Genomic DNA, 18,144 nt, shown 5'->3' with positions numbered 1-18,144 from the left:
CGATGGCTCTCACCGGGCGGCTCGGGCTGCTGGCGCTGCTGGGTGCGCTGGTGGTCGGGCTGCTGTTCCCGTCCGCGGCCGGCGTGCTCGGCGTCGTCGTGGTGCTGCTCGTGCTGGTTGCCGTGGACCTCGTGTTCGCCGGCAGCGTGCGTGCGCTGCGGTTTTCGCGCAGTGGCACCACTTCCGTGCGCCTCGGCGAGCCTGCCGAGGTCGCCCTGACCGTCACGAACCCGGGCCGGCGCGCGGTGGTCGGGCTGCTGCGCGACGCGTGGCCGCCGAGCGCGGGCGCCGACGACCGGCACCGGATCTCCGTGCCACCGGGCGAACGCCGGCTCTTCACCACCGCCATGCTGCCGACGCGCCGAGGAGACCGCCGGGCAGTCCGCGTGACCGTGCGCGCGGCGGGACCGCTCGGCCTCGCGGCGCGCCAGGGTTCGCACGAGGTGCCGTGGTCGGTGCGTGTGCTGCCGCCGTTCCACAGCCGCAAGCACCTCCCGTCACGGCTGGCGCGGCTGCAACAGCTCGACGGCCGCAGCGCCGTGATGATCCGCGGCCAGGGCACGGAGTTCGACTCCCTGCGCGAATACGTGGCCGGCGACGACGTCCGCTCCATCGACTGGCGCGCCACCGCCCGCGCGGCCGACGTGATGGTCCGCACCTGGCGCCCGGAACGCGACCGCCACGTGGTGCTCGTTCTCGACACCGGCCGCGTCTCCGCCGGCCGCGTCGGCGACGCACCCCGGCTCGACGCCGCCATGGACGCCGCGCTGCTGCTCGCCGCCCTGGCCTCCCGCGCCGGCGACCGCGTGGACCTGCTGGCCTACGACCGCCACGTGCGCGCCGCCGTGCCGGGCTCGTCGGCCACGACGTTGCTGCCGTCGCTCGTGAACGCCATGGCGCCGCTCGAACCGTCCCTTGTGGAGACCGACTCCCGCGGCATGGTCGCGGAAATCCTCCAGCGCACCCGCCGCCGCGCCCTTGTCGTGCTCCTGACAGGCCTCGACTCGGCACCGCTCGAAGAGGGCCTGTTCCCCGTGCTGAGCTCCCTGACCTCCCGGCACCAGGTGATCGTCGCGTCGGTGGCCGACCCGCGCGTCGCCGAGATGGCATCAGGCCGCGGCGACGCCGAAGCCGTCTACGACGCCGCCGCCGCCGAGCGCACGCTGGCCGAACGCGCCTCCGTCACCGCCCGCCTGGGCCGCCGCGGCGTCGACGTGGTGGACGCCGTGCCGGAAGACCTGCCCCCGGCGCTGGCGGACCGGTACCTGGCGCTGAAAGCCGCCGGCCGGCTGTAGGGGAGTCGGGTTCTGGGCCGACGCGGGCCAGCACGTGATCCGCACCCGATGGAGTGGCTCCCCTTGGTCCGCCGCGGCCGGTGCTGTTAAGCCGGAAGCAACTTCGGCTCGAGGGAGTGCTTGCGTGCGTCGGCTGCTGTTCGTGGTGGTGCTGTTGTTCATCGGGTCCGGCGGGGTGCCGATGCGGCCGACGGCGCGCCCGTCTACCTCGCCGACGGTGGTGGCACCGTCTCGCTCGCCACTGTCGGCGGCAAGGTGCAGCTGGCCGACGCGAAGGATCCGGGCGCGGCCTGGACGTACGACAAGGGTTCCCAGCACTACCGCAATGTCGCGAGTGGACAGTGCCTCGCCGCGCAGAGTCCGGTCGACGGCGTGGGCGTGCTGCCGGCCGCTTGCGCCGACGGGGACCACAAGCAGCAGTGGCGCCGTGTCGCGGGAAACCCGGGGCTGGTGACGATCGCGAACGTCGCCTCCGCGCGCTGCCTCACCGCCGAGGCGCCGACGCCGGGTGCGCGGCTGTACCAGGAAGTCTGTTCGCTGCCGGGCCTGTCCAACGCGTGGGCGGCGGGTGGCCGCACGCTCGCCATCCTGTCCGGCAACGGCCAGCACCTGGCCACGAAAGACCCCGCAAACCCGTTCGTGGTCCGCGTGATCGGCGAGAACGGCCAGCCTGCGCCCGACGTGCCCGTCACCTTCTACGTCCACGCCGCCCGGGCGCAGAACGTGCTGGTCTTCGAAGGCGGCAAGGAAACCGCACAAGCCAAAACCGGCGCCGACGGGGAAGCCACGAGCCCGAAGCTCGTCCTCACCGACCCCGGCGAGTTCGACATCCGCTTCACCGGCAGCGCCACCCTCGACGACGGCAATTCCATCGCCTTCGAGGGCAGCTGCCTCTGCTAGCCCGCTTCCGGCAGCGCGTCGCCGGTGTAGCGGCGGTCGAGGTCGCCCCGCTCGCCGTCACGCGCGGCGCGGCGGCCGAGCGTGAAGACGTAGGTCAGGAACAGCAGTTCCACGACCGCGCCGATGCCGATGCGCACCCACGTCGGCCAGCCCGACGGCGTCACGAAGGCCTCGATCACGCCGGACACCAGCAGCACGCATGCCAGCCCCAGCGCGATCACGACCACGGACCGGCCCTGTTCGGCCAGCGCGGCGCTGCGGGACCGGCGGCCGGGGTCGATCACGGTCCAGCCGAGCTTCAGGCCGGTGCCCGCGGCGATGAACACGGCCGTGAGCTCCAGCAGACCGTGGGGCAGGAGCAGGCCGAGCAGCACGTCGCCGCGGCCCGCCGAGGACATCAGGCCGATGGCGATTCCCGCGTTGAGTGAGTTGAGCCACAGCGCGCTGATCACGGGCAGGCCCAGCGCGACGCCCAGGAACAGGCAGGTCGCAGCCACCCACGCGTTGTTCGTCCACACCTTCGCGGCGAACGAGCTCGCCGGCCCCGTCGAGTAGTACGTCTCGTACTGGCCGCCGGGCGCCGTCATGGCCTTGATCTCGTCGGGGGAGACCAGCGCCGAACGCACGGACTCGTCGCTCGCGATCCACACGCCGAGCACCGCCATCACGACCACCGACGCCAGCGCGGCGGGGATCCACCAGCGCCGGCTGAGGTACACCGCGGCCGGGAAACGGCGGGTGAAGAACAGCGCCACCTCGCGCCACGCCGGGCTGTGCGAGCCCGTGACGGCCGAACGGCCCCGCGCGACCAGGGCCGACAGCCGTGCCAGCAGGGCCGGGTCGGGCGCGGTCGAGCGGATGATCGACAGGTGCGTCGCCGTGCGCTGGTAGAGCGTCACGAGTTCGTCGGCCTCGGCCCCGGACAGCCTGCGCTGCCGCACGAGCTCGCCGAGCCGGGCCCACTCCGCGCCGTGCGCCGCGACGAAGACGTCGACATCCACCGGATCACCTCCTGGGACCCCAGCCTAGGGCTCACTGCGCCGTGGCTGTTGCCGATCCGGCCACAGTCACGGCGGAAAACGTTGCGACTTGCAGGCGGCGCTCGGTTGGGTGTCCGCCTGCTTTTGGCCGGACCGGCAACTGGGCCGTCTGTTGCCGATCCGGCCACAGCCACGGCGGAAACGTTGCGACATGCAGGCGGCTCTCGGTTGGGTGTCCGCCTACTTTTGGCCGGACCGGCAACTAGGCTGGCCCGGTGCAGGAAGAGTCCGATCTCGTCACCGGTGAGGCTGTGGTCCTCGACCTTCGGGTGGCCAAGCTCGCCAGCCGCGGCGCCGCGATGCTGCTCGACGTGCTCGTGCAGGGCGCGCTCCTGCTGATCGTCGTGGTCACCGTGGCCGCAACTTCGTCCGACCTCGACCCGGCGCTCACGATCGCGCTGTTCCTGTCGGTGTTCGTGCTGATCGTGATCGGCTACCCGGTCCTGTTCGAGACGCTCACCCGCGGCAAGTCGCTGGGCAAGATGGCGCTGGGACTGCGCGTGGTCCGGCTCGACGGCGGCCCCATCCGCTTCCGCCACGCCCTCACCCGCGCTCTCGCCGGCTTCTTCGTCGACTTCTGGGCTCTCGGGTTCCTGGGCGCGGTGGCCGTGATCGTCTCGCTGAGCTCGTCGAACGGCCGCCGCGTCGGCGACTACCTGGCCGGCACGCTGGTGATCCGCGAACGCGTGCCGCAGAGCGCTCAGGCCCAGGTCGTGATGCCGCCGGGCCTCGAAGGCTGGGCTGCGCAGCTGGACCTCAGCCGCCTGCCCGACGACCTGGCGCTCGCCGCGCGCCAGTACCTGAACCGCTTCCACGAGCTGCGGCCCGACGCGGCCCACGCGCTCGGCCAGGGGCTTGCCGACCAGACGGCCCACGCCGTGGGGGTGGCGGTGCCGTACGGGATGCCGGCGTGGGTGTTCCTCTCGGCGGTTTTGGCGGAACGGCGCAACCGCGACCAGGCGCGGCTGGCGCAGCAGGTATACGCGGGGCCGCAGCCGCAGGCGTACCAGCCGCAGCCGTTCCAGCAGCGGCAGCCGTCTCAGCAGTTTCAGCCGCAGCAGTTCGAACCCGCCGCCCAGCAGACTCAGCAGTACCAGCAGCAAGTCCAGCCGACGGCCCAACAGCTCCAGCCGGTCGCGCCTCAGCCGCAGCAGCAGTTCCAGCCGGTTGCGCAGCAGACCCAGCCCCATCAGTTCGAACCCGCCGCCCAGCACGCGTCCCAGCCGGTTGCCCAGCAGTACTCGCCGCAACAGCCCGCGCCACCGGCCCCGCCGGAGCGGGAGCCGGAGCCGGAGAACCCCTTCACCCCGCCGAGCTGACCCGATGCTCCTGGAACTCGCCACGGCGCTCGCCGGGCTCACCGCCGACGTCACCGCCACGGCCCACCCTGACGGCTCCGTCACGGTCACCGAACAGGTCACCACCGGCACTCCCGCCACCCACCGCATCGCCCTGCGCGTGGCCACCACCGACGACGAGGACCGCGTCTACACCGTCCGCGACGCCCGCCTCACCGGCTCCGGCCACCTCGACGAGGACTCCGACGGCCTCGTCGCGACCTACACCGGCCCCGCCACCCTGTCGTACACAGTGGACGGTGCCGTCGCCGGCGGCGGGCAGCTGCGCTGGCAGGTCACCGGCGGCTGGGACGCCGACCTCACCCGCCTCACCACGGCGTTCAGCGCCCCGGGGATCTCCACAGTGGACTGTTACGCCGGCGCGATCGGCTCGGCGCGCCACTGCACGTTCTCCGAGCTCGGTGCCGGCGGCATCGCCCGCGTCGAGCAGGACGGCTTGCGCCGCGGCGAGCGCGTGGACCTCGCGGTCGAGATCCCGCCCGGCGCGCTGCCCGCCAACGCCCGGTTCGTCGCGGTCTCCCCGGTGGCCGACTTCTTCAAGGGCCCGGGCATTCCCGTGCTCGCCCTGGTCCTGCTGCTGATCGCCGCCGTGCCGACGTGGCTGCACCGTCGTCGTGGCAAGAACCGCTGCGAGGTGCTCAGCCATGGTTACTGATCCGGCCAAAAGTAGGCCGACCCCCGCGCGGCACGTAACCGTTGCCGCGAAGTCATTCGGCCGTGACTGTGGTCGGATCGGTAACGATCGGCACAGTAGCTTCCGCAGCTTCGCCGTCGTCCTGGCGATCCCGGCCCTCGTCTTCGCCGCGACCCCGGCCCAAGCCCAGGACCTGCCCGCCCTGCCGCAAAGCGCCGAGGTCACGCTCAAACTCCAGCGCGACGGCACCCTGTCCGTCACCGAGGCCGTCTCCGTCCCGGCCGGCACCACGATGACGCGCACCCTTCCGCTGCGCACCTCCGCCGACGCCGGCCACGACCGCGTGCTCACCGTGCGCGACCTCAGCATCGAGGGCTCCGGCAGCACGCAGACCACGGACGACCAGATCGTCGTCGACTTGCGCGGGGGCACTTCGGTGGTCCGCTACACCGTGGCCGGGACCGTCGGCAGGACGCTCGGCGTCGAGCACCTGACCTGGGACCTCGCCGGCGGCTGGGACACCCGCCTGGAGCTGCTGCGCGCGACCTTCGCCGCACCGAACCTGCCCGACGCCGTGGTCTGCCTGGCGGGCCCGCCAGGCTCCGCCACCCCGTGCGGTGCCGCGCAGCTCGACCACTCCGGGCTCACGCGCGTGTCGGTGTCGAAGCTGGCGCCGGGCGACCGCGTGGAGCTCACCGCGGAGCTGCCCGCCGGCACCGTGCCCGCGACCGAACAGCTCGTGCCCGCGAAGTCCGTGGCCGGCGCCTTCCTCGTCACCACCCCGATCCTGGCCGCGTGGCTCGCCTTGGCGGCGCTCGTCATCGCCGGCCTCGTCACGCTGCGGGTCCTGCGCCGACGCGACCGGGCCGCCGTGCTCCCGGTCCGGCTCGAAGTCGACGGTCAGTTCTCCTCACCCCAGGGCGTGCTCCCCGGTCACGTCGGGTTCCTGCTCACCGGCCGTACCGACGACCTCGACGTCGCCGTCACCGTGCTCGACCTCTGCGTCCGCAACTACCTGTGGGTCAGCGAAGACGGGCAAGAAGGCTGGACTCTCCACCGCCGCAACCCACCCGACGAGTACCTCACCGCCTTCGAACGGACGGTCTACGAAACCGCTGTCCCCGGCGATTCGGCGCCGCTGTCGGCCATCACGCCGGACATCGAGGACGAACTGCGCACCGCCGTCGTCCGCCGCGGCTGGCTCACGCGCCGGCCGGCCCTGCTCGCCAAAATCGCCGCCCGCCTGTGCTTCTACGGCGTCTTCCTCACCGCCCTGCTCGCTTTCACCGCCGGTTACGCCCAGCTCGGCCTGGTCGTGGTCGCCACTGGCGCCGCGCTCGCCCTCTTCGCCCAATGGTTGCCTCCGCGCACGCAGGACGGCAGCCTTCTGCGCGACCAACTCCGGGGCCTGCGCACCGAACTGGCCACCCCGGCGGAAGTCACCGAACTGATCTTCTCCCGCGCCCTTCCGTACGCCGTCGCGCTCGGCGAAGCCGACCGTTGGCTCGGCACGCTCGCGGAACCGGTTTGTTCGCTTCAGGCGTACTGGTTCGGCGCCCCTGCCACACCCGCCCGGACCAGCGCTTTCCTGGCCGCGCTCGGCGCCGCGACCAAGAGCGCGCCCCATGCGCTGGGAGGGGTGCCACCAGCCGAGCCGAGGGTCGGGTCCTCTGCGTAGGGTGGGGGCATGGCCGATCCCGAGCTCGTCCGTTTCACGATTGACAACGGTCTGCGCGTGGTGCTCGCCCCGGACCCGACCGCGCCTGTTGTCGGGGTCAGCGTGCACTACGACGTGGGCTTTCGCTCCGAGCCGGAGGGGTTGACGGGTTTCGCGCACCTCTTCGAGCACTTGATGTTCCAGGGCAGTGAAAGCCTGGAGAAGCTGGCCCACTTCCGCCACGTGCAGTCGAGCGGCGGGACCTTCAACGGGTCCACCCACCCCGACTACACCGACTACTACGAGGTGCTGCCGTCGGCGGCCCTCGAGCGCGCGCTGTTCCTCGAAGCCGACCGCATGCGCGCCCCGAAGCTGACCGCGGAGAACCTGGCGAACCAGATCGAGGTCGTCAAGGAGGAGATCCGCCTCAACGTGCGCAACCGCCCGTACGGCGGGTTCCCCTGGATCCTCCTGCCGCCGGTGCTGTACTCGACGTTCGCCAACGCCCACGACGGCTACGGCGCGTTCGAGGACCTCGAAGGCGCGACGCTCGACGACTGCGCCGCCTTCTTCGACACCTACTACTCGCCGGCCAACGCGGTGCTCACCGTCGCCGGCGACTTCGAGGTGGAGAACGCCAAGGCGCTCATCCAAAAGCACTTCGGCGACGTGCCGCACCGGCCCGCGCCGGTGCGGCCTTCGTTTGCCGAGCCACTGCCCACCACGGAGCTGCACGGCGAGCACGAGGACGCGCACGCGCCGCTGCCCGCGATCGCCGTGGGCTACCGCATGCCCGACCCGATCAACGACCTCGACGGTTACCTCGCGTATCTGGTGCTGGCCGGCGTCCTCACTGACGGTGACGGCTCCCGCCTGCAGCAGCGCCTGGTGCACCGCGAGCCACTGGTGGTCGACATCGGCGCCGGCGCCGGGCTGTTCGGCCCGTTCGAGGCGCGCGACCCCGACACGTTCACGATCACCGCGATCCACCCGCCGGACGTGGATCGCGAGCGCGTGCTGGCCGCCCTCGACGAGGTGCTGGACGAGCTCGCGACGACGCCGCCCGACGAGCAGGAGCTCAAGAAGGTGACCGCGCGCTGGGCCGCGAGCCTGCACTCGGAACACGACCGGCTGGTGTCGCGCACGCTGGCGCTGGGTGCGTTCGAGCTGCTCTACGGCGACGCGTCGCTGGTGCACCGGCTGGCCGACCGCATGTCGGCGGTCACCGGCGAAGCCGTTTCGGCCGCGGCGAAGGCGCTGCGCCCCGACGCGCGCGCCGTGCTCGTCGTGAAGCCCGCCAACTCCGAAGGGATGGACGAGCAGTGACTTCGGCTACGCATCGCAGCGCGCAGGAGATCGGGCGCACCGCGACCGGTCCGCGTCCGCTGCCCGAGCTGGGCGCGCAGCGCGCCGCCACCGACCTGTCCCATGTGGACACCACGCTGAGTAACGGCCTGCGCGTGCTGGCCGTGCGCAAGGCTTCGGTCCCGCTCGTCGAGGTGCGGCTGTGGATCCCGTTCGCGGGTGAGGACGCGCTGCACCCGGCCACCGCGGAGGTGCTGGCCGAGACGCTGCTCACCGGCACCGCGAAGCGCGACCGCGTGGAGATCGACGCCGAGCTGGCGCTGATCGGCGGCGACCTCGGCGCGGGCGTGGACCCGGAACGCTTGTACCTCAACGGTTCCGCCTTGGCTGAAGGCCTGCCGACGCTGCTCGACGTGCTCGGCGACGTGCTGACCGGCGCCACCTACGGCGAGGCCGAGGTGACCCGTGAACGCGAGCGGCTGATCGAGCGCATCGCGGTGTCGCGCACGCAGCCGCGCACGATCGCGCGGGAGGCGTTGCAGAAGCAGCGCTACGGCGACCACCCCGTCACGCGTGAGGTCCCGCAGGCTTCTGATGTTGCTGTCGTCATTCCCGAGCAGGTGCGGGCGCTGCACGCGGCTTCGGTGCTGCCGCGTGGTTCCGTGCTGGTGATCGTGGGCGACATCGACCCCGACACCGTGCCGGCCGAGCTCGACCGCGCGCTCGGCGGCTGGGCCTCGGACCGCTCGGCTCTCGTGCTTCCGCCGCTGCCGGAGCTGACCGGCGGCAACGTGCTGCTGGTGCCGCGCGCCGGCGCCGTGCAGTCGCAGATCCGGCTTTCGGCCCAGACGGTGGCCCGCACGCACCCGTCGTACGCGGCGCTGCAGCTGGCGAACCTGGCCTTCGGCGGGTACTTCTCCTCGCGCCTGGTCGAGAACATCCGTGAGGACAAGGGTTACACCTACGGCGCCCACTCCGGCTTCGAGTTCACCGGCGAGAACGCGGTGGTGAACGTCGACGCCGACACGGCCAACGAGGTCACCGCCGCCGCGCTGCTCGAAACGCGCTACGAGCTGGGGCGCCTCGGTCTCGTGCCGCCGACGGGCGAGGAGGTGGAGTCGGTGCGGCAGTACGCGATCGGCTCGCTGCTCACCTCCACGTCTTCGCAGTCGGGTCTGGCCGGGCAGCTGATGGCGCTGGCGACCACGGGCCTCGGCGTCGAATGGCTGCAGGAGCACCCGGCGCGCCTCGCGGCCGTGACGGGGGAGCAGGTGGCCGAGGTGGCGCTGGAGTACTTCGCGCCCAAGCGGTTCACCGGCGTGGTGGTCGGCGACGCGGAGCTGCTCGCGCCGAAGCTGACCGCGCTGGGTGACGTGACGGTGGGCTCGGAGACGGCCGACTGATGACCGTACCGTTCACCCTGGAGTCGCTGCCGACCCTGTCGCGGTCCACTGTGGACCGTCAGGAGACGTTGCGCACCAACCCGGAGCGTCTCATCTCCAAGTGGTCCGAGGCCCGCGTGGTGCTGCTCGACGACACCGGCCGCACGCCGGTGGCCGAGGGCAGCTCCTCGCTGGCCGCCCGCAAGGCCATCGACTTCGGCACGGAACCCCCGGCCGACGCGGTGTTCCTCGGCGAGTGGGAGGACACCGACTACTGGTCGCTGCCCGGCCGCCCCGAGGGCGACGTCGACACCGTGCAGATGTCCGGCAGCTGGGGCGTGGTCGAAGAGGTCCCGCGCGTCGACGGCGAGATCTGGGTCGAGCTGCGCGGCTACGGCGACCAGCTGGACGACACCTCGGCCGGCCTGTTCACCACCGCGCAGGCCCTGCGCCACTGGCGGCGCCAGGCCCGCTTCTGCACCCGCGACGGCTCACCCACGAACCTGATCCAGTTCGGCTGGGCCAGCAAGTGCGAGGCCAAGGGCCACGAGGAGTACCCACGCACCGACCCGGCCGTGATCTGCCTCGTCCACGACCAGGACGGCGTCAACGGCTCCCACGTGCTGCTCGCCCGCCAGCCGGTCTGGCCCGCGGGCCGCTACTCCGTCCTCGCCGGCTTCGTCGAAGCCGGCGAGTCGCTGGAGGGCTGCGTGTCGCGGGAGATCCGCGAGGAAGTGGGCGCTTCCGTCACGGACATCCGCTACCTGGGCAGCCAGCCCTGGCCCTTCCCGCGCTCGATCATGCTGGGCTTCACCGCCCGCGCCGACCGCTCCGCCCCGCTGGTCCCCGCGGACGGTGAGATCGAAGAAGCGTTGTGGGTCTCCCGAGACGAGGTCCGTGCCGCGTTCCGTAACAGCGCGGGCGGGGAGGCTGTCCCGACCCCGATCGCGGGTGGTGCTTCGGAGATCATTCTGCCGGGTAACTCGTCGATCGCCCGCGTGATGCTGAAGGCGTGGGCTGACGCGGAGGAGTGACCTTCGGTTTTGCTCGTGACACGGCCCTCCCCGGCTTGAGCCGGGGAGGGCCTTTGTCGTTTCGCAGTAGCGTGATTTCCCTGTGCCGTCGTTTCCTCGAACCGGCTGCGCCCGGCGAGCCTTCGTCGACCACGGCTGCTCGGTGCCAGCATGGGGCGCATGGACACCGTCGTCGTTCCGCGGAGCGTCCTCAGTGCGCTGAGGCAAGCCAGTGTCGCCGGAACAGCCACCGTGCTGATCGACCGATTCCGCACCACCGCCCGGGAAGCGGTCGCGCGTCCGCCGGCCGCGTACGGCGAGATCTTGGCCTGGCTGTGGCAGACCGACGCCGATGCCGCCGTGATCCACATCGCCGACCTGATGAAGCAGCTGCGCGAACACCATCCGCTCGCCCACGTGGTGACGCCTCCCGTCGGATTCGGCGAGCTCCTTGACGGCGTGCGCGAGTGCTTGCCCGCCGGCTTCGCCCAGGCTGACCTGCTGATTTCCTACACCCGCACCTCGCTGGGCGACTTCTACGGCGGTTGACGGCCTCCGGAGATCTGCCTCCGACGCCGCGCGCACGCTGAGCATCCACCCCATCACCCACCGCCGCGCCCGAAACCTCCTGGACTCGAAGTGTTACCCGCTCGTTCCGGATGACCATTGACGCGATGTGGCCCCGCTCACTACAGTCGCCCGAAACCGTCTGTAAAGTATCCTAATTAAGGGGCCACGAGTGCGCGCCGGAAGCCCGAGGATGTTGCGCGAGATCAACGATCGCGCGGCGATCGAGGCGTTGCTGCGCGGCGGGCCGCTCACGAGGGCGGAGCTCGAGGTCGTGATCGGGCTGTCCAAGCCGGCCACGGCGCAGCTGCTCACGCGTCTCGAGCAGGACAATCTCGTGGGCAAGGCGGGCGAACGCGCGGGTGGTGGACGCGGGCCGCGGGCCCAGCTGTGGGCCGTCAACGGCAGCCTCGCACACGTCGCCGCCGTGGATCTCACGCCGCACGTCGCCGATTTCGTGATCGCGGATGTCGCGGGGACGGTCGAAGCCGAGTACCAGGTCGAGCTGCCTGTGCACGAGGGCGCCGACGTGATCGGCACGTTCGGCAAGGCGCTCAAGCACGTCACCAAGAAAGCCGGCAAGAACCTCGATGACCTGGCCAACGTCGTGATCGGCGCGCAGGGCGCGTTCGACCCGCGTACGGGCCTGCTCTCCTCCGCGCCGCACATCCCCGGCTGGCTGGGGTTCGACGTGCCGGCAAGGCTGAGCGAAGAGCTCGGGATCGCCGTGACTATCGAGAACGACGTGAACCTGGTGGCCGTCGAGGAGATGACGGTCGGGAAAGCCCAGGAAGTCGACGATTTCGTGATGGTGTGGCTCTCCGAAGGTGTCGGTGGCGCCGTGGTCATCGGGCGCCGGCTGCTGCGCGGCGCGACCGGCGGTGGCGGCGAGATCGACTGGATGCGCGTGCCCGACCCGTCCACTGTGGACACCGGTGACCACTGGCCCGAGGCCGGCGCGCGATTCGGCAACCTCGTGGACTCGCCCGCCATCGCAAGGCTCGCCCACGCGCACGGCCTCACTGCCGAAACAGGCCCGCAAGCAGTAATCCAAGCGACAACCCAAAGCCACCAACCCTTCCTCGACGACCTGGCCCGCCGCGTCGCCGGCGGTCTCGCGAGCCTCGTGGCCGTGGCCGACCCGCAGCTCATCCTGCTTTCGGGCGACACGAGCCGCGCCGGTGGCGACGAATTCGCCCAGAGAGTCGCACGGAAACTCCACGAACTGGTCCTGCCCCGCACCCCGGTCGCGCTCGCTTCGGTGCAGGGCAACGCCGTGCGGGCGGGCGCGTTGCAGTCCGCGCTCGCCACCGCCCGTGAAGACGTCTTCGGCGTCGTCACCCCCACGCTCCGCGGGTCGCGTCGGCCCTTGGAGGACACAGCGGGAGTGCCTCGGACGGCACTCCCGAGCTCTGCCCCGTCCCCGACCGAGTAACCACCATGAGGAGGAGGGTCATGGCCCCCACGACCCGCATCCGGAGGATCGCGCGAAGGCGTGGTTCTCTGCTGCTGTCCGCCGCGGCCGCCGCCACGCTGCTGGCGACCGCCGCGTGCGGCGCGGCCGCGCCGAGCGGCTCGGGCGACGCCGCCGCGCCGCCGAACAAGGACGACAAGCTCACCCTCACCGTCTACAGCAAGTTCACCGACCGCGAGTACGGCGTGGTCACGGCCGCGCTGAACAAGTTGAAGGCCAAGTACCCCAACATCACCATCAACCACGAGGGCAACCAGGACGACGACAAGCTCACGCAGTCGATTCGCGGCGGCAACCCGCCCGACGTGGCCATCTCCTTCTACACCGACAACCTCGGCGCGTGGTGCTCCACCGGCAGCTTCACCGACCTCAAGCCGTACCTGGACCGCGACAAGATCGACGTGAACCAGATCCCCCAGGCCGTGCGTGACTACACGTCGTACCAGGGCAAGCGCTGCGCCATGCCGATGCTCGCCGACGTCTACGGCCTGTACTACAACAAGGACATGTTCGCGGCGCACGGCATCTCCTCGCCGCCGAAGACCACGACCGAGCTGTTCGAGGACGCGAAGAAGCTCACCGAGTTCAACCCGGACGGCTCGATCAAGACGATGGGCTTCATCCCGGCGATGCCGTTCTACGCCAACCAGGCGCAGTACTGGGCTCCGAACTTCGGCGCGCAGTTCATCGGCCCGGACGGCAAGTCGTCGATCTCGTCCAGCCCCGGCTGGAAGGCGATGTTCGAGTTCCAGAAGAAGCTCATCGACTTCTACGGCGGCCACGACAAGGTCGAGAAGTTCAAGGCCGGCCTCGGCGACGAGTACTCCGCCGACAACGGCTTCCAGAAGGGCAAGCTGGCGATGATGTACGACGGTGAGTTCCGCACCGCGTTCATCAAGGACCAGACCCCGACACTGAACTACGCCACCGCGCCCGCGCCGGTGCTTGACAGCATGGCCGACCACTACGGTGCCGGCTTCGCCACCGGCACGATCATCGCGATCCCCAAGGGCGCCAAGAACCCCGGCGCCGCGTGGGAGCTGATCAAGCAGGTCACGCTCGACACCGACACGCTCGTGGACATGGCCAACGGCCTCAAGAACGTGCCCAGCACCACGGCTTCGCTGTCCTCGCCGAAGCTCGACGCGCCGCCGCAGTTCAAGACGTTCCTCGACATCTACGGCAGCGGCAAACTGGTCGCCAACCCGTCCACTCCGATCGGTGACGCCTTCCTCAAGGCGGTCAACGACTTCGCCGAGAAGTGGCAGGCCGGCTCCGTGCCCGATCTCGACGCCGGCCTCAAGCAGGTCGACGCCCAAGTCAATGACGAGCTGGCACAAAAAGGATCGGGCGGATGACTCTGCCTGATGGCGCCTCGGCGGTAAAGAGTACCTCGGCGCAAGTCCTCCCCACCGAGGCGACGATCCCGCCTGCACCTGCCAAGGTGCGGGCGGGATCCCGCCGGGCCAAGCGCCGTCGCACGGTGTTCTACTTCATGGCGCCGGCGACGCTGGGGTTCCTGATCTTCTTCGGGTACCCGCTCATCGCCACGGTGTACTACTCGTTCACCCGCTACGACCTCATCAACCCTCCACAGTGGATCGGGTTCGACAACTACGTGCGCATGTTCACCAGCGAGCCGCTGGTGAAGACCGCCGCGTACAACACGTTGTGGCTCGTGATCATCCTGACGATCTGCCGGGTGCTGTTCTCGCTCGGCGTCGCGTCGGTGATCTCGCGGCTGAAGTCGGGCGTCGGCCTGGTGCGCACGCTGTGCTACCTACCGACGCTCGCGCCGCCGGCCGCTGCGACGCTCGCGTTCGTCTTCGTGTTCAACCCGCAGTTCGGCCCGGTGAACCGGTTCCTGCACCTCGTGGGCATCGACGGCGGGCTGTGGTTCAACAGCCCGGTGATGTCGAAACCGTCACTCACGCTGCTGGCACTGTGGGGCTCGGGCGAGCTGATGATCATCATCCTGGCCGCGTTGCTGGACGTGCCGACCGAGCAGTATGAGGCCGCCGAGCTCGACGGCGCCGGCGCGGTCCGCAAGTTCTGGCACGTCACGCTGCCCACGATCTCGCCGGTGCTGCTCTTCGGTGTGGTCAACTCGATGATCTACGCGCTGCAGTTCTTCACCCAAGCCATCGTGGCGTCGTCCGCCTCGGCGGGCACGGCCGACGTGGCCGGCAACTCGAAACTCATCGGCGCGCCGGAGAACTCGACGCTGACGTATCCGATCTGGTTGTACGTACAGGGTTTCCGCTACTTCAACATGGGTTACGCGGCGGCGATGGCTGTGCTGCTGTTCATCGTGTCCGCGGGCTTCACGTGGGTGCTGGTGCGACAGCTCAGGAAATCGCAACACCAGGAGGAGGGGGCATGACGACGATTTCGGCACCCGCCACAAAGCCCGCGCCGGTCCCGCCTCGTGTGCAGTTCCGTCGCCAGTGGGACAAGCGGCTGGGCTTCATCGCGACCCACGCCATCGGCATCGCGCTCGGTGTGATCTTCGTGTTGCCGCTGCTGTTCGTGTTCCTCACCGCGGTGATGAAGAGCGATCAGGCGATGACGTCGAGCCTGTGGCCCACGGAATGGCATTTCGAGAACTTCGTAGAGGTGTTCCGAAAGGCGCCTCTGTTGGAGTACTTCGGCAACAGTCTGCTGTACTCGTCGCTCGCGACGGTCGGCGCGCTCGTGTCGGCCATCCCGGCGGCGTACGGCCTGGCGAAGCTCAAGTGGCGTGGGCAGAACCTGTTCTTCATGCTCACGGTGGCCGCGATGATGCTGCCGCCGCAGGTCACCGTCGTGCCGCTGTACGACCTGTGGGTGCGGATGGGCCTCACCGGCACGCTCGTGCCGCTGATCGTTCCGTACTTCTTCTTCGACGCGTTCTCGATCTTCCTGCTGCGCCAGTTTTTCCTCACCATTCCCAAGGATTACCTGGAAGCGGCGAAGATCGACGGCTGCAACGAGTTCCGGGCCATGACGCGGGTGCTGCTGCCCATGGCCAAGCCCGGAATCGCGGCCACCGCGATGTTCTGTTTCCTGTTCACCTGGAACGACTACTTCGGACCCCTGCTCTACACCGGTGAGAACCAGGACAACTGGCCGCTTTCGCTGGCCATCGCCTCGTTCCGCGGCATGCACCACGTGGAGTGGAACCTCACGATGGCCGCGACCGCGCTGATCATGGCGCCGGTCATCGTGTTGTTCGTGTTCGCGCAGAAGTCGTTCGTCAAGGGCATCACGTTCACGGGAGTCAAGGGATGAAGCTGGCAGTCGTCGGTGGCGGGTCCACCTACACGCCGGAACTGGTCGACGGCATCGCGGGCCGAAGGTCCACTTTGGATGTCGACGAGATTGTGCTGATCGACCCGGACGCCTACCGCGTGGAGACCGTCGGCGGGTTCAGTCAGCGGCTGCTCGACCACGCCGGGCACCCGGCGAGGGTCCGCACCACCGCGAACCTGGAGGAAGGCGTCGAAGGCGCTTCGGCCGTGCTCATCCAGCTGCGGGTGGGTGGGCAGAAGGCGCGGGCGTCGGACGAGACGTTCCCGCACGCGTGCGGCTGCGTCGGCCAGGAGACGACCGGCGCGGGCGGCTTGGCGAAGGCCCTGCGCACGGTGCCGGTGGTGCTCGACATCGCCGAGCGCGTGCGCAAGGTCGCGGGTGACGACACGTGGATCGTGAACTTCACGAACCCCGTCGGCATCGTCACGCGGGCGCTGCTGCAGGAAGGCCACCGCGCGGTGGGGCTGTGCAACGTCGCGATCAACCTGCAACGGAAGTTCGCCAAGCTGCTCGGTGCATCCACGGGAGACGTTCGGCTCGTCCACACCGGACTCAACCACCTGAGCTGGGAACGCGGCGTGCTCGTCGACGGCGTCGACCGGCTGCCCGAGCTGCTGGACAAGCACGCGGAGTTCCTGGGCGAGGAGGTGACCGCGCCCGTCGAGTGGATGCGCCGGATGAACGCCGTGCCGTCGTACTACCTGAAGTACTACTACTCGCACGACGCGCAGGTGGCCAAGCAGCTCACCGAGCGGCCGCGCGCCGAGGTGGTGAGTGACGTCGAGGAGGAGCTGCTGAAGATCTACCTCGACCCGGGGCAGGTCACCAAGCCGGATTCGCTGGAGAAGCGCGGCGGCGCGTACTACTCGGAGGCCGCCGTGCAGCTCGTGCACGCGCTGACGGCGGGCGGGCCGGCCGAGGAGCACGTGGTGAACGTGCGCAACGACGGCACGTTCTCCTTCCTGCCCGACGACGCGGTGATCGAGGTATCGTCCACTGTGGATTCGGACGGTGCCCGGGCGATACCGCAGCAGACGGTGGAACCGCGTTTCGCCGGCCTCATCGCCGCGGTCACGGCCTACGAGCACCTCGCGCTCGAAGCCGCCGTGAAGGGTGGACGCGACCGCGTGGCCGACGCGCTGCTGGCCCACCCGCTCGTCGGCCAATACACCAAGGCCGACCAGCTGGCCGACTCCCTCGTGTCGATCAACCGTGATTTCCTGCCGTGGGCGCGCGGATGAGCGAAGCCGGGCCCGCGGTCGTGGCGATCGACGGGGGGAACAGCAAGACCGAGGTGCTCGTGGTGTCGCGCGAGGGCGACGTGCTTGCCGAATCGCGCGGCCCCGGCGCCTCGCCGCAGAACGTCGGCGTCGACGGTTGCGTCGCGGCGCTGGAGACGCTGGTGCTTTCGGCCTTGACGTCGGCGGGTCTGCCGACGACACGGCCGTTCGGCGTGCACACCTCGGCTTACCTCGCTGGGCTGGATTTCCCGCGTGAGGAAGAGGCGCTGCACGCCGCTTTGTTCGCGCGCGGTTGGAGCTCCACCTTGCACGTGGGCAACGACGTGCTCGCTCTGCTGCGCGCAGGCAGCTCCGACGGCACGGGCGTGGCCGTGGTGTGCGGCGCCGGGATCAACGGCGCCGGCGTCGGCCCGGACGGGCGCGTGCACCGCTTTCCCGCGCTGGGCAAGATCTCCGGTGACTGGGGCGGCGGTTACCGCCTCGGTGAGGAAGCCCTGTGGTGGGCCGTGCGGGCGGAAGACGGCCGCGGGCCTTCTACGGCGCTGCAGGCGGCGGTTTCGGGTTTCTTCGGTGTTTCGAGAGTGTTCGACGTGGTGCAGGGCCTGCACTTCAAGGAGATCGACTCCGCCCGGATCCACGGGCTGTGCCCGCTGCTGTTCGACGTCGCCGCCGCCGGCGACGAGGTCGCGCAGCAGGTTGTGACGCGGTTCGTGGAGGAGGTCAGCGTGTTCGCCGCGGTGATCCTGCGGCAGCTGGACCTGACCCAGTCGGCACCCGAGGTGGTGCTCGGCGGGGGAGTACTCACGGGCGTCGGCCCGTCGGTGATCTCCGAGATCGAGCGGCGCTGCCTGAAGGTGGCTCCGCGGGCGGTGGTGCGGGTGGTCGACGTGAACCCCGTCGTCGGCGCGGCTTTGTTCGGCCTCGACGAGCTGGGTGCTTCCGCGGAGGCCAAGGCCGCGCTGAAGGACGCCACGCAACGGATCTGAC

16 protein-coding genes are annotated in these 18,144 nt (G+C 70.2%); 15 read left to right on the top strand and 1 reads right to left on the bottom strand.

Annotated features, from left to right (window positions below; translation table 11 throughout):
* Positions 1–2: 2 nt before the first annotated feature.
* Positions 3–1,295, top strand: coding sequence for a DUF58 domain-containing protein (locus tag AB0H62_RS00385; protein WP_360583222.1), 1,293 nt, complete (start codon positions 3–5; stop codon positions 1,293–1,295).
* A gap of 120 nt (positions 1,296–1,415) precedes the next feature.
* Entirely contained in the window at positions 1,416–2,195 is a 780-nt protein-coding gene (locus AB0H62_RS00380; RefSeq protein ID WP_360583220.1) for an RICIN domain-containing protein, read from the top strand.
* On the opposite strand, the gene AB0H62_RS00375 is transcribed toward AB0H62_RS00380, so the two are convergent.
* Positions 2,192–3,196 carry a stage II sporulation protein M gene (locus tag AB0H62_RS00375; protein WP_360583218.1) on the bottom strand — a complete coding sequence of 335 codons (1,005 nt, stop codon included), beginning with the start codon at positions 3,194–3,196 and terminating at the stop codon, positions 2,192–2,194. The two genes, AB0H62_RS00380 and AB0H62_RS00375, sit on opposite strands and share 4 nt — an antisense overlap.
* A 254-nt stretch (positions 3,197–3,450) precedes the next feature.
* Between AB0H62_RS00375 and AB0H62_RS00370 the strand changes: the two genes are divergently transcribed.
* The 13 genes from AB0H62_RS00370 (at position 3,451) to AB0H62_RS00310 (ending at position 18,143) form a co-directional block, all read left to right on the top strand.
* A complete protein-coding gene (locus tag AB0H62_RS00370; RefSeq protein ID WP_220246481.1) occupies positions 3,451–4,554 on the top strand; it encodes an RDD family protein in 1,104 nt (367 codons plus the stop codon).
* Between the two features lie 4 nt (positions 4,555–4,558).
* Positions 4,559–5,248, top strand: a complete 690-nt coding sequence (locus tag AB0H62_RS00365) for a DUF2207 domain-containing protein (protein ID WP_220246482.1) — start codon at positions 4,559–4,561, stop codon at positions 5,246–5,248.
* A complete protein-coding gene (locus tag AB0H62_RS00360; RefSeq protein ID WP_360583215.1) occupies positions 5,238–6,905 on the top strand; it encodes a DUF2207 domain-containing protein in 1,668 nt (555 codons plus the stop codon). The genes AB0H62_RS00365 and AB0H62_RS00360 overlap by 11 nt, the downstream gene beginning before the upstream one ends.
* A gap of 9 nt (positions 6,906–6,914) precedes the next feature.
* Complete coding sequence (locus AB0H62_RS00355; protein ID WP_220246484.1) at positions 6,915–8,210, top strand: pitrilysin family protein; 1,296 nt, start codon at positions 6,915–6,917, stop codon at positions 8,208–8,210.
* Positions 8,207–9,592: a pitrilysin family protein gene (locus AB0H62_RS00350; RefSeq protein WP_360583213.1), complete on the top strand. Its 1,386-nt coding sequence runs from the start codon at positions 8,207–8,209 to the stop codon at positions 9,590–9,592. Before AB0H62_RS00355 ends, AB0H62_RS00350 begins: the two co-directional genes overlap by 4 nt.
* Entirely contained in the window at positions 9,592–10,605 is a 1,014-nt protein-coding gene (nudC, locus tag AB0H62_RS00345; protein ID WP_360583211.1) for an NAD(+) diphosphatase, read from the top strand. Before AB0H62_RS00350 ends, nudC begins: the two co-directional genes overlap by 1 nt.
* A 159-nt stretch (positions 10,606–10,764) precedes the next feature.
* On the top strand, positions 10,765–11,133 hold the full coding sequence (locus AB0H62_RS00340) for a hypothetical protein (RefSeq protein ID WP_360583209.1): 369 nt from the start codon (positions 10,765–10,767) through the stop codon (positions 11,131–11,133).
* Between the two features lie 211 nt (positions 11,134–11,344).
* Positions 11,345–12,586: an ROK family transcriptional regulator gene (locus AB0H62_RS00335; RefSeq protein WP_220247382.1), complete on the top strand. Its 1,242-nt coding sequence runs from the start codon at positions 11,345–11,347 to the stop codon at positions 12,584–12,586.
* A gap of 20 nt (positions 12,587–12,606) precedes the next feature.
* Positions 12,607–13,983 carry an extracellular solute-binding protein gene (locus tag AB0H62_RS00330; protein WP_220246488.1) on the top strand — a complete coding sequence of 459 codons (1,377 nt, stop codon included), beginning with the start codon at positions 12,607–12,609 and terminating at the stop codon, positions 13,981–13,983.
* Positions 13,980–15,008, top strand: a complete 1,029-nt coding sequence (locus tag AB0H62_RS00325; RefSeq protein ID WP_360583207.1) for a sugar ABC transporter permease — start codon at positions 13,980–13,982, stop codon at positions 15,006–15,008. The genes AB0H62_RS00330 and AB0H62_RS00325 overlap by 4 nt, the downstream gene beginning before the upstream one ends.
* Entirely contained in the window at positions 15,005–15,895 is an 891-nt protein-coding gene (locus tag AB0H62_RS00320; RefSeq protein ID WP_360583205.1) for a carbohydrate ABC transporter permease, read from the top strand. Before AB0H62_RS00325 ends, AB0H62_RS00320 begins: the two co-directional genes overlap by 4 nt.
* Complete coding sequence (locus AB0H62_RS00315; protein ID WP_360583203.1) at positions 15,892–17,157, top strand: 6-phospho-beta-glucosidase; 1,266 nt, start codon at positions 15,892–15,894, stop codon at positions 17,155–17,157. The genes AB0H62_RS00320 and AB0H62_RS00315 overlap by 4 nt, the downstream gene beginning before the upstream one ends.
* The gene (locus tag AB0H62_RS00310; protein WP_360583201.1) at positions 17,154–18,143 is read left to right on the top strand and encodes a BadF/BadG/BcrA/BcrD ATPase family protein; all 990 of its coding nucleotides are present in this window, start codon (positions 17,154–17,156) and stop codon (positions 18,141–18,143) included. Before AB0H62_RS00315 ends, AB0H62_RS00310 begins: the two co-directional genes overlap by 4 nt.
* The last annotated feature ends 1 nt before the right edge of the window (position 18,144 follow it).

Origin of the sequence: Amycolatopsis sp. NPDC050768 (assembly GCF_040654155.1) — a bacterium.
Taxonomy (GTDB): domain Bacteria; phylum Actinomycetota; class Actinomycetes; order Mycobacteriales; family Pseudonocardiaceae; genus Amycolatopsis.
This window is presented reverse-complemented; position numbering and strand designations above follow the sequence as displayed.